The organism is Paenibacillus sp. Z3-2 (assembly GCF_054161325.1).
This window is the reverse complement of sequence record NZ_CP096397.1, coordinates 1,991,473-2,011,650: the sequence shown is the minus strand read 5'-3', so window position 1 is coordinate 2,011,650 and position 20,178 is coordinate 1,991,473. Positions and strand designations below refer to the sequence as shown.

The window sequence follows — 20,178 nt, the reverse complement described above, 5'->3', positions numbered from 1 at the left end:
GCTCTACAATGAATCCAGTTCAACTCGGTCCCCGCGGGTGCCAGGCTGTGAAATAACCAGGAATTCGGTATCTGAATCGCTCCGATTCATCATCTGATGAGGCTCTCCCGGGGGAATCTCTATACCTTCATGGGTTTCCAGCACGAACTCTTCTCCATGTAGTTCCATACAGGCAACACCGCTGAGGATAAAAAAGAACTGACGGCTTATCGAATGATAATGTCGTATTTCAGCCGTTCCTGCCGGCATCCGCTCATGAATGATGCTCAGTGTTTCATTTTGAACGAGATGCCAACCATCGCACTGTCCACCCCATATATAATGTGCTGCATTCTGTTTGCTCATTTTCATATGCATGAACCCCCTGAAGTAGACTTGTTCGGTCTATCATATCACAGATCATTAGTCTTCCATTCTTTTCAATCTGTTTTGCAACAAACGGTTCTACTTCGACTTCAGACAGGGCTAATGGTAAAATATCATAGTTGTATCAACGGAGATGCAGACTTTTGTAAACAGGTGCTAAACTGTATCCTTGCTCACATACTCCCTCACATAAAAAAAGACGTACCGCTCAGCAATGCTGAAAGCGATCCGCCTCTCTATTATTCATCCTATTCTGAACCCGAACTTTCTTAACGAATTACCCGTTCACCACTTCGCCACCATTCACATGCATCACCTGTCCACTTACATAAGAGGAATCATCTGAAGCAAGGTATACATAAGCGGGAGCCAGTTCATCCGGTTGTCCCGGCCGCTTCATTGGCTGCGTTGCGCCGAACTCGCTTACTTTCTTCTCATCAAATGTGGATGGAATGAGCGGTGTCCAGATCGGCCCTGGGGCAACGGCGTTGACTCGGATGCCCTTCTCAATCACATTCATCGACAGAGAACGTGTGAACGAAGTGATTGCTCCTTTGGTAGATGAATAGTCAAGCAAGGTCGGGCTGCCGCGATAGGCCGTAATGGATGTCGTGTTAATAATCGTACTACCACTCTTCAGATGGGGCAGTGCAGCCTGCGTCACATAGAACATGCCAAAAATATTGGTACGGAATGTACGTTCCAGCTGTTCTGGTGTAATATCCTCCAGATTCTGCTGTGGGTGCTGTTCTGCCGCATTATTCACGACAATGTCCAGTTTGCCCAGTTCATCTACCGTCTGCTGAACCGACTTCTTGGCAAAGGCATCGTCACCAATGTCCCCGGCAATCAAGATGCACTTGCGTCCTTCTTGTTCTACCTGACGCTTCGTCTCTTTGGCATCTTCGTGCTCGCTCAGATATACAATCGCGACATCCGCGCCTTCCTTGGCGTACGTCACAGCTACAGCACGTCCGATCCCGCTGTCCCCGCCTGTAATGAGCGCCACCTTACCCGTTAGTTTACCTGCCGCCTTATATTCAGGCTTCTCAAATTCCGGTCTGGGATGCATCTCCGATTCGATTCCGGGGCGTTGATCCTGGTGCTGTGCTGGCATTGTTTTTTGATTTTGTGGTGTAGTTGACATCTAACATTCTCCTCTCAAAATGTGAACATATTTGGATTACAGAAGACATGGACATAACTGCATACTTCCTTGTCTTTCGTTCTCTGAAAAAAGTCTCATTCTGTAGGATGGCAGTAACAGTCCAGATTATTCTTCTGCGATCAACAGCAACTTAAGCCTCAGCGTGCTGTCCCTAATCTTATTTACCACGATCTTTGGATATCAAACAACCTATTTGCGTCATTACTTCTTTTGCCGAAAATTCGAAATTTATTCGAAATTAGACTGTTTCATGATACAAAGTGTATTCCTATGCTGCTTGGGCTGATGTACAATGTACAGTATACAGATGTGCTTAGATTTTCATTATTACTGGCTTAATCATTCTAACCAGACATGGAGACCTGACAATGGAATCGCATATTAATTCATATATAACACTCGTAACCACTTCAGCCGTACTGAATGTGTTTTTGTGTTTGTATACCTATTTCAGAAGATCCGAGATTCCCAGTGCCAAAATATTCATTCTCTACACAGCAGCACTCTCCATATACACTTTTGGTTACGCGATTGAGCTGGCCAGCAACACGCTGGAGCAAATGAAGTTTTGGACCACCGTGGAGTATATAGGCCTGCCTTTCTCCGCCTCTCTCGGCCTTATCCTGATGATAAGATATACAGGGAAAACGTTATCCAAAAAGGTAACTGCCTCACTGTTTGTAATCCCTTCCATTACGCTATGTATGGTAGCAACCAATGACTTCCATCATCTCTTTTATAAAAAAGTATGGCTAAGAGAAAATAGTACCGTACCTCTAATGGATATCGCAGTAGGACAATGGTATGTCGTGCACGCTGCCTTCACTTTCTCCTGTCTGTTGTGTGCCTGTTTTATTCTGATTGGACAATGGAGACACACCAAGAAGATGTATCGTCGTCAATTACTTACACTGATTACTTCACAGATTATTCCGATGGTCGCCGCTTTCCTGTATTTGCTTGGTCTGACGCCCGGCGGGATGGACCCCGTGCCAGTGCTCATGTGTATTACCTCTGCCATGTATATCTGGGCTATTCTATCCTCACGTCTACTGGCCATCGTACCGATCGCCAAAGACAGTATCTTCGAGAGCATGCGTGAAGGTGTTATTGTACTGGATAGTTCCAATCGCCTGGTCGATTACAACAGATCTCTGCGTGACATGTTGCCGGAGCTTAATCTGACGATGATCGGTCAACCCTTGGATGACATATGGCTTCATCTTGCAGGAGAGACTTTTCCCGTCGAATAGGGCAGGGAAGGATTGCAAACCGATCTGTACTGGCAGTTAAACGGAGAAACCGTCTGTTATCAGGTTAGGACATCTTACGTGTATAACAAGGATGCACAGACTGTGGGCAGCCTCATTATGCTTATTGATATAACGGAACAACGTTTCTTGCAAGAACAGTTGAAGCAACTGGCTTATTTCGATGGTCTGACCAAAATATATAACCGCACACAATTTTTGCATAAGGGGCGGGAAATTTTGAGTGATGCTCAGCTTAATCTGCAACCTGTCTCCTTTATTTTATTTGATATTGATCACTTTAAACGCATCAACGATACCTACGGACATGATGTTGGAGATCAGGCCATCATTCATGTGGTCTCCGTATGTAATCGATATTTGAACCCTGCAATGTTGTTCGCCCGTTATGGAGGAGAAGAGTTCGTCATCGCTCTTCCGAATACATCGCTTCAAGAAGCTGAGAAACTGGCAGAGAAACTGAGAGTTGCCTTGTTGAATGAACCGCTCGATGTTCAGGGTCTCCCTATTACGCTGACCTCAAGCTTTGGTATTGCCCAGTACAATGGCGGGGTGGATTCCCTGGAGTCGTTGCTGCGCGACGCTGACACTGCCTTGTATGAGTCCAAGCGCAATGGTCGAAATGCAGTTCGTACACATGCTTTGAGTACAGTCTAGCCATAGCTGGCCTTGTCTGATGCGATGTAAGAGGATAATTGCCAGTTTCTCATCGCAACAACAAAAATAGACAGCCCAAGAGGCTGTCTATTTTTCATTCGTTATAACATAATAATACCCTTTTACGTATACTGATTCAGCTTGTCCATATGACATCCCAAACGCTTCATCTACGGTTTAGAATACATCATCGGAGAGTTGGTTAAACCGTCCACAACGTACTTAGATTACCTGATTATTCACCATCAGATACACCATGATCAGCAAGAACACAGCCAGAAGTGTACTGAACATACGGATCTTGCTTTGTTCCGCTCCCACATCACGCTTGTTTTTCACACCTTCTGCAGCGAGTCGCAGCGGTTTACCCATAATTCCTCCAATAGCGGCAATAGCCAGCAACAGGACGACAACAACAGCCATCCACAGATGAGAATACTCACCTTTCGTCATCAAGTAACCACCTGTAAGAAGTTGAATCACAAGTCCATACTGCGCGATTTTGTTCAGAGAACGAAGCGATGCAAATGCTCCCTCTTGAGCTGCAGCATTCAAGGTACGAATTTTACCGACCACGAATGGCAAAATCAGATAGAACCCCATCGCCAGTGCTCCAACAATATGGAGCAGATACATAATCATTGTCAAAATTTTCATCCTCCTCAACTTTTTCGGTGTGCTATACATCACATCCCATTATACTGGGGAACTTATCCAAAGAAAAGAAAACCTCCGGCTCTCCGGAGGTTTTCTTTCTATTTCTGTTCAAAAAGTGATCAAACTTATAAGTTTACTACCGAAATGACGTTGCGTACCGAATCAGCCGATTTGTCCAATCCTGCTTTTTCTTCCGCTGTCAGTTCAAGCTCGAATATTTTCTCAATGCCGTTACCACCCAGAATGGTTGGTACACCAAGGAACAGATCATTGTAGCCATATTCACCTTCAAGATAAGCGATCACTGGAATGATGCGTTTCTTGTCCTTCAAAATCGCTTCGGTCATCTGAACGAGTGAAGCCGCTGGTGCATAATAGGCACTGCCGTTACCCAGCAGGTTCACAATCTCGCCACCGCCAACACGTGTGCGTTGAACAATGGACTCGATGCGGTCTGCCGGAATCAGCGTGTCAATCGGAATACCACCCACGCTCGAATAACGAACGAGTGGCACCATGTCGTCTCCGTGGCCGCCAAGAACGAATCCACGAACATCTTCAACAGATACATTCAGCTCTTGCGCAATAAAGGTACAATAACGTGCTGTATCAAGAACACCTGACTGACCGATAACACGGTTTTTAGGAAAACCGAGGGTCTGATAAGCAGCATACGTCATCGCATCCACCGGGTTACTTAGAATAATGACGATGGAATCAGGGCAATATTTTTTCACATTTTCACAAACGGACTTCACGATACCCGCATTCGTGTTGACCAGATCATCGCGGCTCATACCCGGTTTGCGGGCAATGCCAGCCGTGATGATTACAATCTCAGAACCTGCAGCATCTTCATAGTTGGAAGTACCGACGATATGGCTGTCAAATCCTTGAACAGGACTTGCCTCCAGCATATCGAGTGCTTTCCCCTTCGTCGGGTTCTCCAGTTGAGGAATATCAACCAGTACAACATCCCCGAGTTCTTTTTGGGCAAGCATCAATGCGGTCGTAGCTCCGGTAAACCCGGCACCGACTACTGTGATTTTTTTGCGCTGAATAGTCACGATTCACATCTCCCCTTACAGGTTTTTAATGATTTGATCAGCGAATTCAGAACATTTCACTTCAGTAGCGCCGTCCATCAGACGTGCAAAGTCATACGTTACTGTTTTATTGTTAATGGATGTTTCCATACCTTTGTAGATCAGGTTAGCTGCTTCCTGCCATCCCAAGTGCTCAAGCAACATTACACCGGACAGAATAACGGAACCAGGGTTCACGACATCTTTGTCCGCGTATTTAGGTGCAGTACCATGAGTCGCTTCGAAGATAGCATGTCCTGTTACGTAGTTGATGTTCGCTCCAGGAGCAATACCAATTCCGCCAACTTGCGCAGCAAGTGCATCAGACAGATAGTCACCGTTCAGGTTCAGGGTTGCGATTACATCAAACTCACCTGGACGAGTCAATACTTGTTGCAGAGCGATATCGGCAATCGCATCTTTTACGATGATTTTACCAGCATCTTCAGCGGCTTTTTGTGCTGCATTCGCTGCATCTGTACCTTCGTTTTCTTTGATGATGTCGTATTGTGCCCAAGTGAATACTTTGTCAGCGAACTCTTCTTCAGCCACTTCGTATCCCCAGTTTTTGAAGGCACCTTCAGTAAATTTCATGATATTACCTTTGTGTACCAATGTAACACTCTTACGGTTATGATCAATTGCGTACTGCACTGCTGCACGTACCAAACGTTTGGAACCTTCGGAAGAAACCGGTTTAATACCAATACCGGAAGTCTCAGGGAAACGGATTTTGTTTGCACCCATCTCTTGTTGCAGGAACTGGATTACTTTTTTCACTTCTTCAGAACCTTCAGCATACTCGATTCCTGCATAGATATCTTCCGTATTTTCACGGAAAATGACCATATCTACCAACTCAGGACGTTTTACTGGAGAAGGTACACCGTCAAAATAACGTACCGGACGCAAGCATGTGTACAGGTCAAGCTCTTGGCGCAGCGCTACGTTCAGGGAACGGATACCGCCACCGATTGGCGTAGTCAATGGTCCTTTGATCGCTACGATATACTCACGAATGGCTTCAAGTGTATCATTCGGCAACCACTCACCGTATGTATCGAATGCTTTTTGTCCAGCAAACACTTCATACCATGCGATTTTTTTGTTGCCATCATATGCTTTTTCAACAGCTGCATCCAATACACGCTTGGAAGCTTTCCAGATATCACGGCCTGTACCGTCACCTTCGATAAATGGAATGATCGGGTTATTAGGTACTTGAAGTGTACCGTTATCAATTTGAATTTTTTCGCCTTCAGTTGGGTGAGCAAATTTTTCTAATTTCATAGTTAAAATTCCTCCTAGGTTTTGTATATGCAGTATTTATCATACCACTAGTCTTGTTGAAGGAAGGGTCCTGAAAGTCCAAGCTAGTATGGCTTCTACTTTCCAACCCTTCACCTCGTCTATATTATTATACTGGTTTTGCGGCTATTAGCGAAGTTCAACAGAAACGTATTTCTGATCTGTAGGACCGGTGTACTCCGCACGCGGACGAATGATGCGGTTGTCCGCAAGCTGTTCCAGAATATGCGCAGTCCATCCAGATACTCGGCTGATCGCAAAGATCGGCGTAAACAATTCCTGTTCGATCTCCAGTTGGGTATACACAGAAGCAGAATAGAAGTCTACGTTTGGCTTCAGTCCTTTTTGTCCTGTTACCAGTTCCTCGATCTTCACAGACATATCATACAGACGTGTATCATTGTTCATTTCGCCCAGTTCTCTGGACATCTTCTGCAGATGTTTGGCACGTGGATCACCGTTTTTGTATACGCGATGTCCAAAGCCCATGATCTTTTCACGGTTGTTCAGTTTTTCTTGAATAGCCGCTTCCAGACGATCAGGCGTACCGATCTCATTCAACATTTTCATAACGGCTTCATTAGCACCGCCATGCAGTGGTCCCTTCAGTGCGCCAATGGCGGAAGTTACACCGGAATAGATATCGGACAGCGTAGCAACCGTTACGCGGGCTGCAAATGTCGAAGCGTTCAACTCGTGATCCGCATGCAGGACGAGCGCTTGGTCCAGTGCTTTGACTGCGGTCTCGGACGGTTCTTCACCAGTCATCATATATAAAAAGTTCTCTGCGATGGAAGCGCCTTCTTTTGGAGCCACAGGTTCTTTGCCCTGACGAATACGGGCGATGGCTGCCACAATCGTTGGCAACTGTGCTTGCAACTTAACTGCTTTGTTCTCATTCGCTTCCGTTGTCATCTCATCAGCTTGCTCGTCGTACAGTGCAAGTGCAGAGACCGCAGAACGAAGTGCTGCCATGGTACTGATGTTTTTCGGATACAATTGGATTTGTGCAATCAATTCGCTCGGAATCGGCGCGTAATCGCTCAGGCTTTTACGAAGGGATTTCAGTTCATCCGTTGTTGGCAATTTACCAAACCACAACAAATAGGCAACTTCTTCAAAGCTAGCATGTTCAGCCAAATCGTCGATATCGTAACCACGGTATGTGAGCACACCGTCTACAATAGAACTGATCGAAGAGGTTGTTGCAACGATGCCTTCCAGACCTTTGGTAGCTGTCATATACATCTCTCCTTTAATAAGCGAAATCAAGAACCATTCCAGAGTGTCATATAAGTGCCAAAATGCACCTATCCTCTTTTTGTAAACATTTTCATTTTGGAATTACCAAATAATACAAAATACTATTTTCCTATCTGTCAATCGCTATTTACTTATAACATCATACTGGATTTTGTCGTTTATGTGAACACGATGAGAGTTCATTCGCACATCAAACTTCTTTATCAGACCGATAAAGCATTTTTGAAAGCCTTTACAAAAACAAGGTTGACATTTAATGTTTTTTAACCAATCTTGTCTTCTGAGGAACTTTCTATTGCTATATTCTGTAGGACTGAGGCATACTCTAGGCAAAAGAAAGATTCCGGGTAGAGGCACTTCAAAAAGTCCCCTTTGAACGCGCACTGTTCGCATCCGGCGTTTCAAAACCTTGTAAATGCTCTATATTAATTAAGATAGCCATCTATTCTAATACGGCTTCATGAATCATACATAGGTCGGCTTAATTGAAATAAGGAGAGTTGATGCTTGGATAGAATCATATTGAAACGCCTGCTCCGCGGCTTATGGGTTATTATTGCGACCTTTCTAATCGCCGTTGCCATATATTTGCTGTTCCCGCTCTTATACCCTTTTGTGATCGCCTGGATTATCGCCTATGCCATGAATCCATTGGTGCAATTGCTTCAGCATAGAGCACGATTCCCCCGGTGGCTGGCTGTGACTCTCTCATTGATCCTTTATTTTGGAGCCATAGCGGTAGTGCTGTCTGCGGCTGTTACCCGGATGGTGAAAGAAGTCATTTCACTCACGACGAGCTTCGATCTTCATGTTGATGAGATCAAGGACACGTTTGTGCGCTGGACTCAGAATGACACGATTCAGAGCTTGATTGAGCAAATCAATGAGTTTTACAAGGAAAATCCCAATTATCAGGAAACCATCAACAGCAATATTAGCAAAACGACCGAAACGGTAGGGACAGCCGTGACAGATCTGGTCACCGGATTTTTCAACATGGTCCTGAGTTTGCTGACTTCCCTGCCTAACATGGGTGCGGTATTAATCGTTGTGCTGTTGTCTACGTTCTTCATTAGTAAAAGTTGGACCCGGCACAGTATCACAGTCTCCGGTTGGGTTCCGTCTTCCATCCGTAAGCCGATATCCGACATATGGACTGACCTCAAGAAGGCGCTGTTCGGGTATGCAAGAGCACAATTAATCATGATCTCGATTACTGCCCTATTCGTCATGATTGGACTGCTTATACTGCAAGTCAATTCAGCCTTCACGATCGCTCTGTTTATCGGTCTGGTCGATCTACTTCCTTATCTGGGTGTTGGCCTTGTCATGGTGCCTTGGGCAGCATACCTGTTTATGAATGGAGATCTGTATCTTGGCATTGGCATTAGTGTTATCTATCTGATCTTACTGATTGCCCGTCAGATTATTGAACCGAAGGTACTTGCCAGTAGCGTAGGACTCGACCCGCTCGCCACGCTCGTTGGCATGTTCGTGGGGCTGAAACTGTTTGGCGTGCTCGGCTTGATTATTGGTCCAGTCAGTCTGGTGATCCTTGATGCGTTCAATCGCGCTAACGTATTGCGAGATCTCAGAACGTATATCATTAACGGACGTGTCCGATGAGGCTGATCTGCAGGAGCATACAGGTATAATAGAAAAGGCTCCGTTCAACAGAACTATCTGCTGAGCGGAGCCTTTTGCATAGTGCAGGTGTCTCATTTCGGACGACGATAAAACGTGATGTTGCCATTTCTCATTTTTTTCTCCAGCCATCCCAGGAAGAACAGACGGTAAACCTGGCGTGTTAATGGAAACACCAGTGTGAATCCAATCAGGTCGGTTACAAAGCCTGGAATCAAGAGCAAAAAACCACCGACAAAAATAAAAAGACCATCGACCATTTTTCGTCCAGGTACCTTGCCGCGATCCATCTCGGATTTGGCGTCTACAAGTACTTTTCGCCCTTCAAACTGCAACATGGCTATACCAATCAAGGACGTGAGAATCATGAGAAGCAATGTCTTTCCGGCTCCAATCCAGTCACTCATCAGAATGAAACCAAATAATTCAATCACCGGAATGATTAATAGTAGAGCCCACATCCATTTTCGCATTGACGAATTACCCCTTTCCCGAAAGCCACACCATTTCAAGCGCTCTGTATAGCTCAGAAGCTGCTTTATCCAGCCGGACCGGCTTCCAGTTCCCATTCACCCATACATGCTGGGTAGAACCTGTAACCAACCGTTCACCGGGGAGTGATTCATCAGCTGTCCATACCCGTTCTCCAACCGCCATATGTTCATCAAGGTCCTCAGACATGCGCCTTACGTCATACTCATAGTTCAGTCGCAGACCACTAAATGCAGCAATACGGGTGAAAATGATAATCTCATCATCATATCGGGCAGGTTTGTGATACTTCACATCCAGTCCGGTTACGGGAAGCAGTAACCCCTGTTCCTCCATTTTACGATATGTATACCCCATTTGGCGAATCATCTCAGTTCGACCGATTTCAAACCAATTTAAATAGTTCGCGTGATAGACCACGCCCATCTGGTCACTTTCTTGATAGCGTACACGAAGACGTGCCGCATACCAGCTACCCTTGCTCTGTTCTCGCACGTTATTGGCCTCCTTCGCTCTACCATTCATACGTGTTACATCACTGTAAAGCGTCATTAAGATGGAAAAAAAGCAACGGGACAATAACGCCCCATTGCTTCTTTCCTGTTGCTTCTCCATCTAAAAACGCAATTAAGCGTTGTTAGGGATTTGGCTTACTTTGATCAGGTTGGTAGAACCGGAACGACCCAAAGGTACACCAGCTGTGATCACAACCAGGTCTCCTTCTTTAACCAGTCCGGATTTTACGCCGCCTTCAATTGCGTTTTCGAACAATGCATCTGTGGAATCAACCAGTCTTCCTTTGACAGGAGTTACACCCCAAGCCAGGGCCAGACGACGGGAAGTTCTGTCTTCCGTTGTCACAGCGATGATTGGAGATTCTGGACGATATTTGGAGATCATGCGTGCAGTGTGTCCGGATTCAGTCGAAGTAATGATCGCTTTCGCGTTCAAATCTTGAGCTGAAAGGGCAACCGATTGGCTGATCGCTTCTGTTACTGTTGTTTGTTGAGCCACACGTTGCTTCAGATACAGCTCTTGGTAAGGCAGAGCAGATTCTGCTTTTTCAGCAATACGGGACATTGTCAGAACGGATTCAACTGGGTATTTACCCGCAGCTGTCTCACCGGACAACATGATTGCGTCCGTACCGTCGAAGATCGCATTCGCCACGTCACTTGCTTCCGCACGTGTTGGACGCGGGTTACGTTGCATGGAATCCAGCATTTGTGTAGCTGTGATAACCGGTTTACCTGCAACATTACATTTTTGGATCATGCGTTTTTGTACCAACGGTACTTCTTCCGCAGGAATCTCAACACCCAGGTCTCCACGAGCAACCATTAGGCCGTCAGACACTTCAAGGATTTCATCGAGGTTGTCGACACCTTGTTGGTTTTCGATTTTGGAGATAATTTGGATATGTCCAGCATTGTGTTTTTCAAGCAGTTCACGAATCTCAAGAACGTCACTCGCTTTACGGACAAAAGAAGCCGCGATGAAATCGACACCTTGTTCAATACCGAATACGATATCGTTAGCATCTTTTTCAGTGATACCCGGCAGAGAAATGGCAACGCCCGGAACGTTAACACCTTTTTTGCTTTTGATCGAACCACCGTTAACGATACGGCATTTGATCTCGGTGCCTTGCACTTCCACCACAGTCAGTCCGATCAGACCGTCGTCGATCAGAATTGTAGATCCCGGTTCAACATCATTCGGAAGATCTGTATACGTAATGGAAAGACGTTCTTTGGTGCCCAGAATTTCTTCTGTTGTCAAAGTGATGTACTCGTCTTGAACCAATTCAATCGGCTCAACTTCGAGTTTACCTGTCCGAATTTCCGGTCCTTTGGTGTCCAGCAGGATCGCTACTGTTTTGTTCAACTCTTCGCATGCTTGGCGAATCGCAATGATCCGTCCGCCGTGCTCATCGAAATCACCGTGGGAGAAGTTCAGACGGGCCACATTCATACCGGCCATAATCAATTTTTTGGTGTTCTCCAGAGATTCACTGGATGGACCAATCGTACATACAATTTTCGTTTTGCGCATTTTGGGTTTCCTCCGATTTTAAAGGTATATCTCTTTATCTATTTTTCTTTTTCCAACTATTAAATTTACTATACTTTTGCTCATTTGTATAGGAAATTCGTCACACTATTCAGCATTTCCCGACAAATTACTCGCCACATCGACTTCTACCCGCTCTTCAGGGACTTCAACAGGCGCTTGAGGCTCAAATGTGACCGATCCAATTTTACGGAATTTCTCATAACGATCCTGCCTCAACTGCTCTCCGCTCCAACCTTTCATCTCATCGAGATGACGAACCAGAGCTTCACTGATGAACGCAGCAGACGCTTCATAATCCCGATGAGCACCACCGCGTGGCTCAGGGATGATATCTTCAATGACTTCCATCTCCAGCAGGTCTTTGGCTGTTATTTTCATCGCTTCAGCCGCCTGATCTGCCTTGGATGCATCCTTCCAGAGAATCGAAGCAGCACCATTTGGAGAGATCGCAGAATAGATCGCATGTTCCAGCATCAACACACGATTACCCACAGCCATAGCGAGGGCACCGCCGCTACCTCCTTCGCCGATGACCACAACAATAACAGGAACCGAAAACTTCGCCATTTCCATCAGGTTGCGGGCAATAGCTTCCGATTGACCTCTCTCTTCTGCAGTATTACCCGGATACGCCCCTTTAGTATCAATAAACGTAATAATAGGCCGACCAAATTTGTTCGCTTGTTTCATCAGACGTAGCCCTTTTCGGAAACCTTCCGGATGAGCGCTCCCGAAAAAGCGGGCGATATTGTCCTTCGTATCTTTCCCCCGCTGTTGTCCGATAACCGTTACCGTTTTTCCATTTAACTTGGCAAGCCCGCCAACAACCGCAAGATCGTCTCCGAACATGCGGTCGCCATGCAGCTCAATAAAGTCCGTAAATATTAACTGGATCAGATCCAATGCAGTTGGGCGCTGCTGATGACGCGCCAGATGCATCTTCTGAGCTGCCGTTATGCCTGTGTAGATCTCTTCTTCAAGTCTATGATAACGTTCTTCCAGGCGGGCAATCTCGTCCGTGAAGTCGATGCCTTTCTCCTGTCCAAACTGTACAAGTTCATCAATCTTTTTGCGCATCTCAACCAGAGGCGCTTCATATGGCAACTCACCCGCCATTTAGACCCCTCCTTTTTCACTATGCATATCCAGAAGCTTGCCAAGAGTGGCCCGCAGTTCTTTGCGGTGGACAACCATGTCCAGCTGGCCGTGTTGCATATTAAATTCAGCCGTTTGGAAATCATCAGGTAACTTCTGACGGATGGTCTGCTCAATAACGATTCTGCCGGCAAAACCAAATACAGCGCCAGGTTCGGCAATATTAATATCGCCCAGACTCGCGAAACTTGCCGAGACTCCACCTGTCGTCGGATCCGTAATGACCGAGATAAACAGACCGCCCTGCTCATCCAAACGGGATAAAGCTGCGCTTGTTTTGGCCATTTGCATGAGACTGAGAATACTCTCCTGCATCCGGGCACCACCTGATGTGGAGAAAATGATCAATGGCAAGCGTTTCTCTGTTGCATGTTCAATGGCACGAGTAATTTTCTCCCCTACAACCGAACCCATACTCCCTGAGAAGAAATCAAAACTCATGACAGCCACAACCACAGGCAGGCCATCAATCGTACCTTCCCCTGTAATTACGGCTTCCTTCAGGCCCGATTTCAGGCGCTGTTGTTCCAGTTTGTTGCTGTATCCGGGAAAGCCAAGTGGATCAACCGATATCATATCAGCGTCAAACTCAACAAATCCTTGATCATCAAGTACCATGGCAATACGATCCATCGCGTTAAGACGCATATGGTAACCGCAGGCAGGACATACTTTCAGATTTTTCTCCAATTCCTTGCTATATTGAATGGTGCCGCATTTGCTGCACTTGTTCATAAGCCCTTCAGGTATTTCACGTTTTGGGCGTTCTAGGACTTCCTGGCCTTCACCTGGAAGTGCACGCTCGGAAGGTATGGTAGCGTACTTCCGTTTCTTCTGGAATATATCTTTGAACACAACTACACCTCTCCAGCCGTTGATTTGATGGCCGCAACCTGCAGTTCGCTGCTTGAGGCAGCTTCACCCGCGCGCTACGGTAAACCGCTTACGACCCACACGCTGCCATGAGCCCTTGTCCAGCATTCACAACAAAAAAATCCGCCGGTACAGGGCAAGGATCAGCGGCTTCTGTCAGCACGATTGATGTTACCTGCAATAACCGAAAGATTGTTGCGCCGATGTTTGAATCTATCTTGGTAGGGTCTCCGGGAGCAATCAGGTCGGTCCTTGTCCTAACAAAAAAAGAAGGAAGGACAGCAGCATACAATACATGCAAGTCGATTCCTCTCTCCGCTTACGCGATTAGTCCCTTATGTACCGATGGTACTTCTTCATCTGCCAAGGCACGTCGATGTCGAACAAATCAGGAATGCAGAATGGAATTCAGCACTTCCTGGACCTCTTCCAATTCCCCAGAAGGGACGCGAATCTCAAATTGCTGTTTGGATAAACTGATGGGACGGGTCTGTACCAGAAAACCTTCTTCCGAAAGCTTGGTCTTGATCTTGTCCGCAACCTTTGCTGTCGGTGCAATGTAAATCACCGTCCACATGCCTTGTCCGCCCCCTAAGCTAATGTTCAGAGCCCGTATATTGGACTAATGATAACATACCTCACTTTTTTTCTGCAAGAAAGGGTTCGGGACCTTTGGGGAGAATTTGGGATCATGAGGGACATTTGTCCCCCACGGACAACTCATATGGTTGACGAAATCTTCTTGTTCATCCCTCAACCACAAGCAGCATCAAGCCTACCAGGGCAGCCTCAGCCGCCCTTGATGACTTCATATGAGCCATTGGAGTGACACGAGCATGTAAGCATGGAAATGCAGGGGGTTACAGGTCGGAGGGGTATTTTTTGGCTTTAATATTTTTGTGAGCAATCCGGGCAGAAGCTGCAGCCGCCACCCCTGCGACCAGATCATCCAAAAAGACATGAATGGCGGATGCATGTTCGTTCAAATCATGAATAACACCTGTTTTTTCTTTATCCAGATAACCAAAGCTGGTTAAACCGATCATACCATACACATGAGTAATGCCGAGGGCCAGAGTCTCGTCCACTCCATACAAAGATTCATCCGCTTCCATAATAGCCTGTAACGGTTGAGGCAAAAGTTTTTTCTCCGCAAGTTCGTCGAGCGCAATACCTGTATAGAGCGTATATTGCACCTCCCGTTTCTGCAGAACGGATTTCACGCTGGTTACACAGTCGTCCAAGGTCAGTTCCGGGTGGTACCCTTTTTGAAGACGGTATACTATTGCTGCGATGGCATCAATTCGTACACCTCGCCGGGCCAGCATGGCTTCTACGATTTCATATGACATATCTCGACCTCCCGCATCAATCCCCCGAGGACCGCGAGGTCCTTCGGTGTTCTCAAGTGTATGCAGCAAACTGCTAAAATGTTCATAAAATATGCGGATGATTGAAACCGTTAAAATAATCAAAAAGAACCTGTTCAGCAGTTCGCCGAACAGGTTCTTAGCAGTCTCAAGGGACACTCAAGCTTTATTTAATCTTGACCGTGCCTTCACCCAGCATCTTCTCCATATCGGAGAACAAGGTTGGTGATGGCTTAATCCGATAGGCATCACTCAAGGCAAGTAACTTCTGTTGCTGCTCGTAGAAGAGCACCGTCGCCACAGGTCCGGGATGCTCCTGAAGCAGCTGCTTCAGTCGTGCCAGAAGTTCAGGCTTCTCTGCATGCGGCGCAATTTTCACGAACACCCGCTGCTCCACCGCCCGCGGTCCGCGGCCCTGCTCCGGGCTGCCAGCCGTCTCTGCGGCACCATCGGCCCGGGACGCTGCCGCCGTGGCTGCGCCCGTACCCGCCGCACCGCTGCGCGTGGCTGCCGGGCCTTGGCTTCGGCTGCCATGCGCAGCCGAAGCCCCCACGCCTGCGCTGCTCTGCTGCGCTTCGGCTCCTGCGCCCGCTGGCCCTCGCGGCGAAGCCGCCTGCGCCGGGCGCGAAGAGCTGCCGCTGCCGGGCTTACCGCGCCGGTCACGGCTGCGCAGCTGCTGCTCCAGTGCCGCCGGTGACAGCGGCGCCACATCCTCAGCCAGCAGCTTAAACCCTTCGTCCTGCTGCTGCACTTTGGCACGCACGACGAGCAGTTCACCTTTCCCGACATACTGCTGGCTACGCCGCCATACCTCGGGAAAGAGAACCACTTCGCAGCGTTCAATCTGGTCTTCCAGCTCCATGAACGCCATGGCTTTGCCCTGTTTCGTCGTAATCGACTTCACAGACACAACCATTCCCGCGGCCACCGTCATCGTGTCGTCAGCCGCCTCGGTCAACTCCATGATCCGGTCAGCCCCACTCGATTCCAGCACATCTTCATAGTCATCCAGCGGATGACCGGAAAGATACAAGCCTAACAACTCACGCTCTAGCTCCAGTTGCTGCCCTGAGGAATAAGGAGGAATTTCCGGGTATTCGATCTCCCAGTTCGGCGTCTCAACAAAGTCGAACAATTGAATCTGCAGATCCTCGCGTTCCTTGCGCCATTTCAGCGCCGCCTCTACAGTCTCATCCAGCATCGCGAGCAATTGGGCCCGGTGTCCAGGCAAAGTGTCAAATGCTCCTGCCTGGATCAGCGATTCAATCACACGTTTGTTACATACGCGCAGATCGACGCGACGACAAAAATCGAGCAAACTGTCGAATGGTCTCTCCTGTCTTACGATCATGATGCTTTCCATCGCCTGGGTACCGACATTTTTCACAGCAGCCAGACCGAAACGTATTGCACCGGATAATTTTGCCTCATCCGGGTTCTTATCAGACACAGCGACTGTCTTCGCCGCAGTGGACAATTCACCATGCTCCGCGTGCGAAGAAGACGCCCCTTGTCCCTGGTCATCACCATTTCCCGTTGAAGCAATCGCCACCAATCCCGGTCCCTTCCGGTTGTCGGATGCCTCAGGCATGGATGTCGATGCTTGCCACTCATATCCGCCAGCTTCCTCATCTGATCCCGGCCCCGGGTCATCTGGCAAAGGTGCTTCACCATATTCGGCCTGTCCCGAATAACCATCTTCCTCATGGTCGGAAGGTTCCCCGAAGGAACTCCCGTTGCCGGTGGCCTCAAAGACAGGCGTAAACAGAATACCGCTCTCATTCACATCCGGTGGAAGTACCTCCATATTCATACGACGACATTCCACCACGTACTCGGCCACTTTACGATGACTGCCCATTACGGCTGTTAACATGGATGCCATAAAATGAACAGGATAGTGTGCCTTCAGATAAGCCGTCTGGAACGCGAGTACACCGTATGCCGCAGCATGGGCACGCGGGAAGCCATAGTTGGCAAACTTGACGATCATATCATAGACCAGGTCTGCCTCTTCTTCGCTATACCCTTGTTTTAGACTGCCCTGTACAAAGTGTCCACGCTCCAGATCCAGTACTTCCCGTTTCTTCTTGGAGACCGCTCTGCGAAGCAAATCCGCTTCACCCAGCGAGAAACCCGCCATCCGTGAAGCAATCTGCATGATCTGCTCCTGATATACAATGATGCCATACGTATCTTTCAGGATAGGCTCCAGATCCACATGAGGGTAATCGACTTCGATCTGTCCATGCTTGCCCTGAATGTATTTGGATATGAACTCCATCGGACCCGGACGATACAATGCCAACACGGAGATCACATCTTCAAATACGCTGGGCCTCAATTCTTTCAGCACACGGCGCACCCCGGCAGATTCCAGTTGGAATATGCCCATCGTGTCACCTCGCCCAAGCATCTCATACGTTAACGCATCATCATCCGGGATGAGACGGAAATCCGGAATTTCTCCATGTTCCCCAATCCAGCGTACACAACGCTCAATGATCGAGAGGGTACGCAGACCAAGGAAATCCATCTTAAGCAAGCCAATCGACTCCAGGTTTTCCATGGAATACTGGGTTAACGCTGTCCCTTCACTGCCCTCCTGTAGCGGTACCGCATCGGTCAGTGGATCACGTGAGATAACCACTCCCGCCGCATGCGTCGAAGCATGACGTGGCATGCCCTCGACCTTCATGGCCATATCCAGCAGCTCACGAGTCTTTGGCTTGGTTTCATACAGCGCCTTCAGTTCAGGTGTAGCCTCCATGGCCCGTTCTATGTTAATGCCGAGCTGCGCTGGAATCAGCTTCGCAGCCTTGTCCACTTCTCCATAAGGCACATTTAGTGCCCGCCCGACATCCCGTACGGCTGCCCTGGCAGCCATCGTTCCAAACGTGATAATCTGGGCGACATGGGCTTTGCCATATTTATGCGCTACATAATCAATGACCTCATCCCGCCGCTCATCACTGAAATCAATATCAATATCCGGCATGGAGATCCGCTCGGGATTCAAAAACCGCTCAAAGAGCAGGTTATATTTCATTGGATCAACATCGGTGATGTGTAACGTGTACGCTACCAGACTACCTGCTGAGGAGCCCCGGCCTGGTCCAGTAACAATCCCTTGCTTATGCGCATAGGCGATAAAATCCCAGACAATCAGGAAATAATCCGAGAATCCCATGCTGTCTATTACACCCAGTTCATACGCCAATCGTTGTTCGAGTTCGGATCGAAGCTCCACGTCTGTCCAACGTGTGGACTGCGCATAACGCTCCTCCATTCCTTCTTCGCACAGTTGACGCAGGTACGCGGAAGGGCTGAGTCCATCGGGAAGTGGTCTGTATTCAGGCAAAATCGATTTGCCGAATTCCAGCTCCAATTCACAAGACTCCGCAATGCGGAGGGTGTTGGCCAGAGCTTCGGGCACATGAGGAAACAAACGAGCCATCTCTTCTTCACTTTTCAGATAGAGCTGATTGGTTCCAATCCGAAGCCGAGTCTCGTCATCTACGGTCTTGCCTGTTCCGATACAGATCAATACATCCTGAAGCTCCGCGTCCTCTTCGGACAGGTAATGCGCATCATTGGTGGCTACAAGCGGAATCTCAAGCTCGGCAGCCAGACGAATAAGCTGAGGATTTACCCTTTTTTGCTCCGAAAGCCCGTGATCCTGAAGTTCCAGATAGAAGTCTGCACCAAAGATATTTTTGTAGCGTAACGCCGCACGTCTCGCCTCTTCTTCTCGTCCATGCAGCAAATGTTGTGGAACTTCACCACCAAGACACGCACTTAGACAGATAATGCCCTCGTGATGGGCAGCCAGACTTTCCATATCTACACGTGGTTTGTAATGAAAACCTTCGAGATGTCCAATCGAGCACAATTTCATCAGATTACGGTAACCCGTCATATTTTTGGCCAGCAAAATTAAATGATGAATCGGCTGGTCCTTGCGGCTTCCCCGCTCTTTGCGGGACCCTGCAGTCATGTATGCCTCGCAACCTATAATCGGCTTGATGCCTCGTTCAACGCAGGCTTTATAGAAAGGAATCGCACCATACATCACGCCATGGTCGGTCAGCGCCAGTGTTGTCATTCCGAGATCTGCAGCTTTGTCCACGAGATCCGGAATACGCGCAGCGCCGTCCAGCAAACTGTATTCGCTGTGAACGTGCAAATGCACAAAAGAACTCATGTTTTTTTCTTCCTTTCGCCGCGGATAATAGCAACATCGATCTTCTGATCCGTCTGCTGCCTTATCTTTCTCATGTATATGAATTCGATAAATAAAAAAATGGATTCCCCTATTAAAAGGGACTTTATTATTCTATTTTATCATAACGCTCGGGGGCACGCCCATACAATAGAAGTACAAGCCGCTCCCCCTGTTACAGACCAACGACAGGAGGTGTGCTGCTGGGTCTGAAAGGGGTGTTGCCAATGAGCACATTTTTGTCCAAAGCCATTCTTGATTTCTTTATTGCGTTTGGGATCGTGCTGGGCGGCGCGATGATCGGAGGTATTGGAGCAGTGATCTCTCTTCAGCCTCCGACACAGACGATGCTCGATATTTCCGGGAAAATAAAGATATGGGCACTCGCAGCTGCTGTCGGCGGCACCATCGATCCCATGCGTGTCATCGAGAGCAATTTCCTGGATGGGAACCTGTCTCCAGCGGTCAAACAAATTCTGTATCTAATCTCTGCTTTTATGGGTGCGCATATGGGAACCGAATTGGTGAAATGGGTGTGCGGCGGAGGCCGGAGCTAACATGAGACAGGAAC

General features: G+C 47.8%; 18 protein-coding genes. 4 read left to right on the top strand and 14 right to left on the bottom strand.

All coding sequences use genetic code 11. From position 1 onward, the window contains the following. Positions 1–3: 3 nt before the first annotated feature. The gene (locus M1D71_RS09005; protein ID WP_458126160.1) at positions 4–351 is read right to left on the bottom strand and encodes a cupin domain-containing protein; all 348 of its coding nucleotides are present in this window, start codon (positions 349–351) and stop codon (positions 4–6) included. A 292-nt stretch (positions 352–643) separates the two neighbouring features. Next, positions 644–1,513, bottom strand: a complete 870-nt coding sequence (locus M1D71_RS09000) for an SDR family oxidoreductase (protein WP_458126159.1) — start codon at positions 1,511–1,513, stop codon at positions 644–646. A gap of 389 nt (positions 1,514–1,902) precedes the next feature. Between M1D71_RS09000 and M1D71_RS08995 the strand changes: the two genes are divergently transcribed. Then, complete coding sequence (locus M1D71_RS08995; protein ID WP_458126158.1) at positions 1,903–2,787, top strand: histidine kinase N-terminal 7TM domain-containing protein; 885 nt, start codon at positions 1,903–1,905, stop codon at positions 2,785–2,787. 12 nt (positions 2,788–2,799) lie between these two features. Further along, complete coding sequence (locus M1D71_RS08990) at positions 2,800–3,462, top strand: GGDEF domain-containing protein (protein ID WP_458126157.1); 663 nt, start codon at positions 2,800–2,802, stop codon at positions 3,460–3,462. Between the two features lie 222 nt (positions 3,463–3,684). On the opposite strand, the gene M1D71_RS08985 is transcribed toward M1D71_RS08990, so the two are convergent. The 4 genes from M1D71_RS08985 to citZ all read right to left on the bottom strand — a co-directional run bounded on the left by M1D71_RS08985 (position 3,685) and on the right by citZ (position 7,754). Then, the gene (locus M1D71_RS08985; protein ID WP_458126156.1) at positions 3,685–4,110 is read right to left on the bottom strand and encodes a hypothetical protein; all 426 of its coding nucleotides are present in this window, start codon (positions 4,108–4,110) and stop codon (positions 3,685–3,687) included. 134 nt (positions 4,111–4,244) lie between these two features. Beyond that, positions 4,245–5,186 (bottom strand): malate dehydrogenase, encoded by a 942-nt coding sequence (gene mdh, locus M1D71_RS08980; RefSeq protein WP_336760852.1) that lies wholly within the window; start codon positions 5,184–5,186, stop codon positions 4,245–4,247. Positions 5,187–5,201: 15 nt separating this feature from the next. Further along, positions 5,202–6,494, bottom strand: a complete 1,293-nt coding sequence (gene icd, locus M1D71_RS08975; RefSeq protein WP_145319541.1) for an NADP-dependent isocitrate dehydrogenase — start codon at positions 6,492–6,494, stop codon at positions 5,202–5,204. Between the two features lie 147 nt (positions 6,495–6,641). Then, positions 6,642–7,754, bottom strand: a complete 1,113-nt coding sequence (gene citZ / locus M1D71_RS08970) for a citrate synthase (RefSeq protein WP_458126155.1) — start codon at positions 7,752–7,754, stop codon at positions 6,642–6,644. Between the two features lie 528 nt (positions 7,755–8,282). On the opposite strand from citZ, the gene ytvI reads away from it, so the two are divergent. Then, on the top strand, positions 8,283–9,401 hold the full coding sequence (gene ytvI, locus M1D71_RS08965; protein ID WP_458126154.1) for a sporulation integral membrane protein YtvI: 1,119 nt from the start codon (positions 8,283–8,285) through the stop codon (positions 9,399–9,401). Positions 9,402–9,493: 92 nt separating this feature from the next. Here the strand turns inward: ytvI and M1D71_RS08960 are convergent, their stop codons facing one another. The 8 genes from M1D71_RS08960 to M1D71_RS08925 form a co-directional block, all read right to left on the bottom strand. Next, positions 9,494–9,892 carry an FxsA family protein gene (locus M1D71_RS08960; protein ID WP_458126153.1) on the bottom strand — a complete coding sequence of 133 codons (399 nt, stop codon included), beginning with the start codon at positions 9,890–9,892 and terminating at the stop codon, positions 9,494–9,496. Positions 9,893–9,899: 7 nt separating this feature from the next. After that, the gene (locus tag M1D71_RS08955) at positions 9,900–10,436 is read right to left on the bottom strand and encodes an acyl-CoA thioesterase (RefSeq protein WP_458126152.1); all 537 of its coding nucleotides are present in this window, start codon (positions 10,434–10,436) and stop codon (positions 9,900–9,902) included. Between the two features lie 102 nt (positions 10,437–10,538). Further along, positions 10,539–11,966: a pyruvate kinase gene (pyk, locus tag M1D71_RS08950; protein ID WP_405131857.1), complete on the bottom strand. Its 1,428-nt coding sequence runs from the start codon at positions 11,964–11,966 to the stop codon at positions 10,539–10,541. A gap of 105 nt (positions 11,967–12,071) precedes the next feature. Further along, on the bottom strand, positions 12,072–13,103 hold the full coding sequence (locus tag M1D71_RS08945; RefSeq protein ID WP_458126151.1) for an acetyl-CoA carboxylase carboxyltransferase subunit alpha: 1,032 nt from the start codon (positions 13,101–13,103) through the stop codon (positions 12,072–12,074). After that, on the bottom strand, positions 13,104–13,997 hold the full coding sequence (accD, locus tag M1D71_RS08940; RefSeq protein WP_145319560.1) for an acetyl-CoA carboxylase, carboxyltransferase subunit beta: 894 nt from the start codon (positions 13,995–13,997) through the stop codon (positions 13,104–13,106). Between the two features lie 406 nt (positions 13,998–14,403). After that, positions 14,404–14,592, bottom strand: a complete 189-nt coding sequence (locus M1D71_RS08935; RefSeq protein WP_017689496.1) for a hypothetical protein — start codon at positions 14,590–14,592, stop codon at positions 14,404–14,406. Positions 14,593–14,875: 283 nt separating this feature from the next. Then, entirely contained in the window at positions 14,876–15,367 is a 492-nt protein-coding gene (locus M1D71_RS08930) for a phosphatidylglycerophosphatase A family protein (RefSeq protein ID WP_458126150.1), read from the bottom strand. Between the two features lie 184 nt (positions 15,368–15,551). Further along, positions 15,552–19,589, bottom strand: a complete 4,038-nt coding sequence (locus tag M1D71_RS08925; protein WP_458126149.1) for a DNA polymerase III subunit alpha — start codon at positions 19,587–19,589, stop codon at positions 15,552–15,554. A gap of 245 nt (positions 19,590–19,834) precedes the next feature. Between M1D71_RS08925 and M1D71_RS08920 the strand changes: the two genes are divergently transcribed. Beyond that, complete coding sequence (locus tag M1D71_RS08920) at positions 19,835–20,164, top strand: YtrH family sporulation protein (protein WP_026081169.1); 330 nt, start codon at positions 19,835–19,837, stop codon at positions 20,162–20,164. Positions 20,165–20,178: the final 14 nt, after the last annotated feature.